At 43.7% G+C, this 6,538-nt stretch carries 7 protein-coding genes; 1 reads left to right on the top strand and 6 read right to left on the bottom strand.

The genetic code is table 11. From position 1 onward, the window contains the following. Positions 1-404 precede the first annotated feature (404 nt). The 6 genes from acpP to LZ23_RS18780 all read right to left on the bottom strand — a co-directional run bounded on the left by acpP (position 405) and on the right by LZ23_RS18780 (position 4,379). Complete coding sequence (gene acpP, locus LZ23_RS18805) at positions 405-635, bottom strand: acyl carrier protein (RefSeq protein WP_045216733.1); 231 nt, start codon at positions 633-635, stop codon at positions 405-407. A gap of 92 nt (positions 636-727) precedes the next feature. Beyond that, on the bottom strand, positions 728-1,471 hold the full coding sequence (fabG, locus tag LZ23_RS18800; RefSeq protein ID WP_045216732.1) for a 3-oxoacyl-[acyl-carrier-protein] reductase: 744 nt from the start codon (positions 1,469-1,471) through the stop codon (positions 728-730). 20 nt (positions 1,472-1,491) lie between these two features. After that, positions 1,492-2,487, bottom strand: a complete 996-nt coding sequence (locus tag LZ23_RS18795; protein WP_045216730.1) for a beta-ketoacyl-ACP synthase III — start codon at positions 2,485-2,487, stop codon at positions 1,492-1,494. 24 nt (positions 2,488-2,511) lie between these two features. After that, positions 2,512-3,564, bottom strand: coding sequence for a phosphate acyltransferase PlsX (plsX, locus tag LZ23_RS18790; protein ID WP_045216728.1), 1,053 nt, complete (start codon positions 3,562-3,564; stop codon positions 2,512-2,514). Further along, positions 3,548-3,739, bottom strand: coding sequence for a 50S ribosomal protein L32 (gene rpmF, locus LZ23_RS18785; protein WP_045216727.1), 192 nt, complete (start codon positions 3,737-3,739; stop codon positions 3,548-3,550). The genes plsX and rpmF overlap by 17 nt, the downstream gene beginning before the upstream one ends. Before the next feature lie 118 nt (positions 3,740-3,857). Continuing rightward, complete coding sequence (locus LZ23_RS18780) at positions 3,858-4,379, bottom strand: YceD family protein (RefSeq protein ID WP_045216725.1); 522 nt, start codon at positions 4,377-4,379, stop codon at positions 3,858-3,860. A 270-nt stretch (positions 4,380-4,649) separates the two neighbouring features. Between LZ23_RS18780 and rpmB the strand changes: the two genes are divergently transcribed. Continuing rightward, positions 4,650-4,850 (top strand): 50S ribosomal protein L28, encoded by a 201-nt coding sequence (gene rpmB / locus LZ23_RS18775; protein ID WP_045216724.1) that lies wholly within the window; start codon positions 4,650-4,652, stop codon positions 4,848-4,850. Positions 4,851-6,538 lie beyond the last annotated feature (1,688 nt).

Below are 6,538 nucleotides of genomic sequence, written 5' to 3'. Positions count from 1 at the left end.
CTTGGCACAGGGACTGTCCCTCGCTGTGTAAATTTTGTCATCAAAGAAAATCTCTTCCAGGAACCAATGCAGCATCAATCTTTTTTATAGTACCTCGCGGGGACTGTCCCAAAGTCCATAGAGGAGACTCATTTTCAGTTACTCGCAGGTTTGGTCCCGGTCCCCCCGGGTGAGGAGCCTCTAAGTAACTTTAAAAAAACTGGACCCCGGATCAAGTCCGGGGTGACGGCTAAAGCAAGCTATTACTCTTTATCGTCATTCCGGCGAAAGCCGGAATCCAGGCTTTTCCTTGTTCCCAAGATCCAGCCTGGAAACGAGGAGTATAAGTTACTCGCAGGTTCGGTCCCAGGCCGCCCGGGTGAGGAACTTACAACTATATGTTTTTATGTACACAAACAAAAAAACTATTGATTAGCCTTAACATAATCAATAGCTGCCTGTACAGTGAGTATCTCCTGAGCCTTTTCATCGTCAATCTCGATATCAAATTCTTCTTCCATGGCCATAATAAGTTCTGTTAGATCCAGAGAATCAGCTCCAAGATCCTCAACAAACTTTGAATCAGGCTTTACTTCTTCTTGTGCTATGCCGAGCTGTTCCACTACAATCTCTTTCACTTTTTCATCTACGGACATTTGTTATACCCTCCATTTGCTTTTGATGTTGTATTGTTGAATTATAAATATTTCGTATCTGTTTACCCTCAAAGTATAGCTGCAGGCCATACTTACATGTACATGCCGCCGTTAACTCCCAGTACCTGACCTGTGATATAGTCTGCGCCAGGAGATGCCAGAAAGGCAACACTTTCAGCAATATCTTCGGCAGTTCCAAACCTTTTGAGTGGAATGGTGCTCTGGTACTTTTCTTTTATGTCGTCATTTAGACCAGCAGTCATGTCGGTTTCAATAAAGCCAGGAGTGACAGCATTAACAGTAATATTTCGAGGTGCAAGCTCTCTTGCTGCAGTCCTGGTCAACCCAATCAAACCCGCTTTGGCTGATGTGTAGTTGGCCTGGCCTGGGTTTCCCGACTGTGCTGTTACAGATGAGATATTTATGATTTTTCCTGATTTCTGGCGCATCATGATTTTGGCAGCCTGCTGCAGGCAGAAAAAAGAGCCGCTCAGATTCACCCTCAGTACTCTTTCCCACTGTTCATAACTCATTCTCACCAGCAGACCGTCACTGGTCATGCCGGCGTTGTTGACCAGAACGCTTAAAAAAACCTGATCTTTAATTCTGGTGCGAAAAAAATCAACTATTGCTTCATGATCACCAATATCTAAGGCAAAGGCCCTGGCAACTCCGCCAGCTTCCTGGATTATTGCGCAAGTTTCTTCAGCTGGATCCGGCTTGCTGACATAAGTAACATACACCTGAAACCCGGATTTGGCCAGTCTCACGGCGCAAGCTCTGCCAATTCCTCTGGAACCTCCTGTAATTAAAGCAGTTTTGGTATCTTTTGACATGATAAAACCTCATTTATATGCTAAAACTGAACAAGTACTGCTCCCCATGTAAAGCCTCCACCGAATGCCACCAGCATCACCAGATCTCCCTTGCTGATTCTGCCTTTTTCCCAGGCATCTGCAAGAGCAATGGGAATGGACGCGGCAGATGTATTACCGTAATCCTGTACATTAATAAAAATATTGTCTGGATGAATTTGCATTTTTTTTGATAAAGACTCAATAATTCTCATATTGGCTTGATGGGGGATGAAAAGATCAATGTCGTCAATGGTAAGGTTATTTTTGTGTAAAATTTTCCGGGAAATTTCACGCATCGATCTGACTGCATGCTTAAAAACTTCCCTGCCTTCCATTTGAACAAAAAAATTATGGTCAACTTTCTGACCAAGCTTCATGGCATGTGCTGAGCCTCCACCATTGACGGTAAGCAGAGAACCCAGCGAACCGTCGGCCTCTAAAAGCACATCTGTCACATAGCAGGACGATGGTATATTGCTGAAGGGTTTGGCTGCAATGACACATGCACCTGATCCATCACCAAACAGCACTGCTGTGGATCTGTCAGTAAGGTTGATTCTGGAAGTGACCACTTCAGACGCTGTTAGAAGAATCATGGAGTCCGGATGAAGAGCGCAGATAGCTCTGGCCAATTCTATACCGTATATAAACCCTGTGCATGCAGCATTTACATCCATGGCTGGAATACCTCTGACTCCAAGTTTTTCCATTAATATGCATGCAGCATTGGGAACATAAGCATCAGGGGTAAAAGTGGTCAGAAGAATATGGGTAAGATCCCGGGGGTTGATACCGGAGCGTTCAAGGGCTTGTAAAGACGCTTGCAGGGCAAGGTCGGAACAGGACTGGTTTGCAGCAATATGCCTGCGGTGGATACCTGTACGCGAGGTTATCCATTCATCTGTGGTGTCAACAAGTTTTTCAAAATCCTTGTTGGTCATGACCTGTTGCGGCACATGGAAGCTGAATCCTGAAAGATAGCAGTTATTAATCATTAGAAAAGATCTTTATAAACCAGATCAGGCTGACTTGGGCAGAGCCTTTTTGCCGAACAAACTGATTTCCTTATTGGCCCCCAGACCTTCAATAAGCAACTCATTAGCTCGGTTGTTGATAAATTCGCCGGCCATAAGCACGGCATTGGTTATGGCTTTGGAATTGGAAGAACCATGACAGACAATTCCTATACCGTTTAATCCCAGCAAGGGAGCACCCCCGTATTCTGCGTAGTCGATTCGTCTTCCAAATCGTTTTAACGCTTTAATACCAAGTAAAAAACCCAGCCTGGCCAGCCAGCTTTTCTTTACTTCTTCTTTGAGAATCTTGGTCAGAGAAACAGCAAGGCCTTCCATGAGCTTTAATGAAACGTTACCCACAAAGCCATCACATACAATCACGTCTGCCTTTCCAGTGAAAAAATCTCGGCCTTCAATGTTGCCAATAAAGTTCATGGAAGACATCTTGAATAGTTTGGTAGTTTCTCTGACAAGGTTATTGCCCTTGCCGTCTTCTTCACCAATGGTCAGAACACCGACTTTGGGCTGATTGACATGGAGCACGCTTCTGGCCAGAACCTCGGCCATGAGCCCAAACTGAACAAGATGATATGGCTTGCATTCAACATTGGCACCTACGTCAATGAGAATCAGTGGCCCTTTTTCTGAAGGTAGAATTGATGCCAGGGCAGGCCTTTCCACACCTTTGATGCGCCCGAGAATAAACATGCCGCAAGCCAGGGTTGCTCCGGAGTTCCCGGCGCTGACGACCCCTTGTGCTATGCCCTGGCGGACAAGTCTGAAAGCGACCTGAATGGAGGAATCTTTCTTTTTGCGCATGACATCCGATGGCTTTTCCGACATCTCCACCACTTGGGTAGCATGGGTGACTTCAATATCAAGATCACTATGTTTATGTTTCTTAAGTGTCTCTTTAATTTTTTGCTCATCACCAACAAAATGCAAGCTCAATCCATCAGTTTGTGCTGCTTTTAGAGCGCCCGGAACAACCACTTCAGGACCAAAATCCCCTCCCATGGCATCTATGGCAATTCTTGGCTTAAATTTCTGCTGCATCCTGATTTGGCCTTAAGTACTGACGCCCTTTGTAAGTGCCGCAGTCAGGACAGACCCTGTGGGGTAGAGTGGATTCACCACACTCACAATAAATAAAGTTGGGGGTTGGGATACGATCATGTGATCTGCGCATGCCTTTTTTGGACTTGGATGTTTTACTTTTTGGTAATGCCATTTTATACCTCTTTCATACATTTAATGATTCATAATTAATGGTGTTGTATCTGCATGTGACTGGTTACGAACTTGACAGTCAAAAGCTCTCTGAAAAATATTCTTGTCTTGAAATATGTTTATTGAATTTTTATATTTCTAAAGACAGCCAGTCTTGGGTCGCCGTATTCCCTGCCACAAACACACTCGTCACGGTTAAGATTCTTACCGCAATCCGGACATAACCCTGAGCAACTTTCAGAACAAATAATTTTGACAGGCAAGGCAAGGATGAATTGCTCCAGAACTGTCTGCAATATACTTATGTACCAGTTGCCGTTTTCAAACTTGAGCAGCGCAGAGTCAGACTGTTCGGATTTGAAGTCATCATAATCTTCAAAGATATCAAAATCATGACTAATGAGAACATCAGCCCGTTCCAGGCACCTTGAGCAGTCTAAAGAAATATTACCCTGAATGCTGCCTTTAATGTATATTCCCTGAGACTGGGGAAAAACTTCAAGGTGAGCGTATAAATTTTTGTTAACCGAGCAGTCAAGCCCGGACTGCTTCCACAGCGCAGCCCAGTCTTGAGGGTTATCAAAATAAAACTCCCGGCCTTGGACCGGGATTTCAGAAATCAGCAACCACTTGTTTTGCATAATTATTATGTGGATTAATAGTCCTGTTTAATGCCGAAAAAGCTTACTATCTTTTCATGATGGTTAATGTCAAGATTTTTGCTCTTGCAATTTTTTTACTTTGAATATAAATAACTCCTTTTTATGCGGACGAAGTACCCCTGACAGGCTGCTGAAGAGACTCAATACTTTTACTGTTTATGAGTTTTGCTTTATGGTAAATCAGCATACAAGCTCTTCAGCAGAACCTGATATTCAAAATTTATACATTTATTCCGGGAGGAAAATATCATGAGCAAGCAATGTGAGGTATGCGGCAAAAAGCCCCAGGTAGGAAATAACGTCAGTCACGCCAACAACCGTAACAAAAGAAGATTTCTGCCCAACCTGCAGAAAGTTCGATCCCAGGACAGGCAGGGTAAAGTAAGAAGGCTCAGTGTATGCACCAGATGCCTTCGTTCAGGAGCTATTGTCAAGCCAGCTGTAAGCTGATTACAATCTCCAGACCAGGAACTATCTAACCCCGGGTGTCAAACGCTCGGGGTTTTTTTATGGTACAGTCTAATGCGGGCAAAGCCCACAATCCAATTTCTAACAAGGACATTCTTTTCAGGCTTAAGACTGAAGGCTGAAGGCACAAGACTGAAGACTGAAGGCTGAAGACTGAAGACTGAAGGCTGAAGGCACAAGACTGAAGGCTGAAGGCACAAGACTGAAGACTGAAGGCACAAGACTGAAGGCTGAAGGCACAAGACTGAAGACTGAAGGCTGAAGACTGAAGGCTGAAGGCACAAGACTGAAGACTGAAGGCTTAAGACTGAAGGCTGAAGACTGAAGGCTGAAGAATCAGGATCTTGGACATCTCATATCAGGGTTAAAATTTCTTGTTTTTTTCTACAGAATTGAGGCGATAAGTTACTAAGCAACCTTAATTATAATTCCCATCTGCCACCGCCAAATGATCCCCTTTCAATCACCCTCCATGACCAAAGATAACTTGCTGTCTGGACGAGCTTGGAAGCTCCTCACCCGGGCGCCCCTGGACCGAACTTCTAAGTAACTACAATCGTTTTGATAATAAATTCAAATGGTTACAATTCTCACATTTTTATGATTTTTGCTTATGATTCATGCACATTTGCCAGCAAAGTTCCGTCAAAGATGAGAGCTTTACGCCTGGCACAGGGACTGTCCCTCGCTGTGTAAATTTTATCATTTAAGCAAATTTCTTTCAGGAACCAATGCAGCATCAATCTTTTTTAAAGTACCTCGCGGGGGACTGTCCCAATTTTCAGAAAAGTGACAGATTCGTAAAGTTACTCACACGTTCGGTCCTGATCCGCCCAGGTGAAAAGCTTACAAGTAACTAAAACTAAATTAGCAATAAATTCAAAGTATTATGGTCTTGCCATACAGATTACTTCGGTCGCTTAGGCTCCCTCGTGGGTGACAGGTTTTCAGCAACCACATCCCTGACAGCTCAGCTCAGGTGTCATTGCGAGCGAGTCTTTTTACCTCGTTGAATACACGCAGTGTAGGCGCAGCCATTCAACTGGGGCGAGCGCGGCAATCTCTAGCGCGTTGAGGCTGTTTTTCTTGTTCCCAGGCTCCAGTCTGGGAACAAGAGCAAATATACTGAAATGTGTAAGTGCCTGATTTTGCTTCTAATTTGGTTTTAGTTACTTAGATGGAGGTGCAGAAAAAGGCCCCATTAAGCCTCCTCTAAGCTTCGGGATCGTTCCCAATTGACTTTCCATAAACGCTTAATACTCCCCACAGTATCAATAGAGTGAAGTGTTCAACGACAATTATAACATCAAAAATTGTTGACCTGTGATTATTGTTTGGGTAAGTATGATTACTTTAAACATAAAATGAGAAACATACATTTCATCAACATTTTATGGCTAACCATATTTGCAACCCAGAACACAGACCCCAGTGTTTAAAAGTTAAATGACTTTCGCCATTTTTTGGCTTAAATCATTAGCAAATTACTGTGCCTTTCCAGATGATCACGCACTGATAGACAGCCCTTGCAGGATTCAAAGAGCTTGCCCACGGAACATACTGAATATCACGGAATAACTGCTGCTTGTTTCCAGATTTCACCCGTCTCTTTTGAAATGATTGCAGGATTCAGGATCTAATTATTAAAGCAGATCCTCACAGACTGGATC

Source organism: Desulfonatronovibrio magnus (assembly GCF_000934755.1).
GTDB lineage: Bacteria > Desulfobacterota > Desulfovibrionia > Desulfovibrionales > Desulfonatronovibrionaceae > Desulfonatronovibrio > Desulfonatronovibrio magnus.
This window is presented reverse-complemented; position numbering and strand designations above follow the sequence as displayed.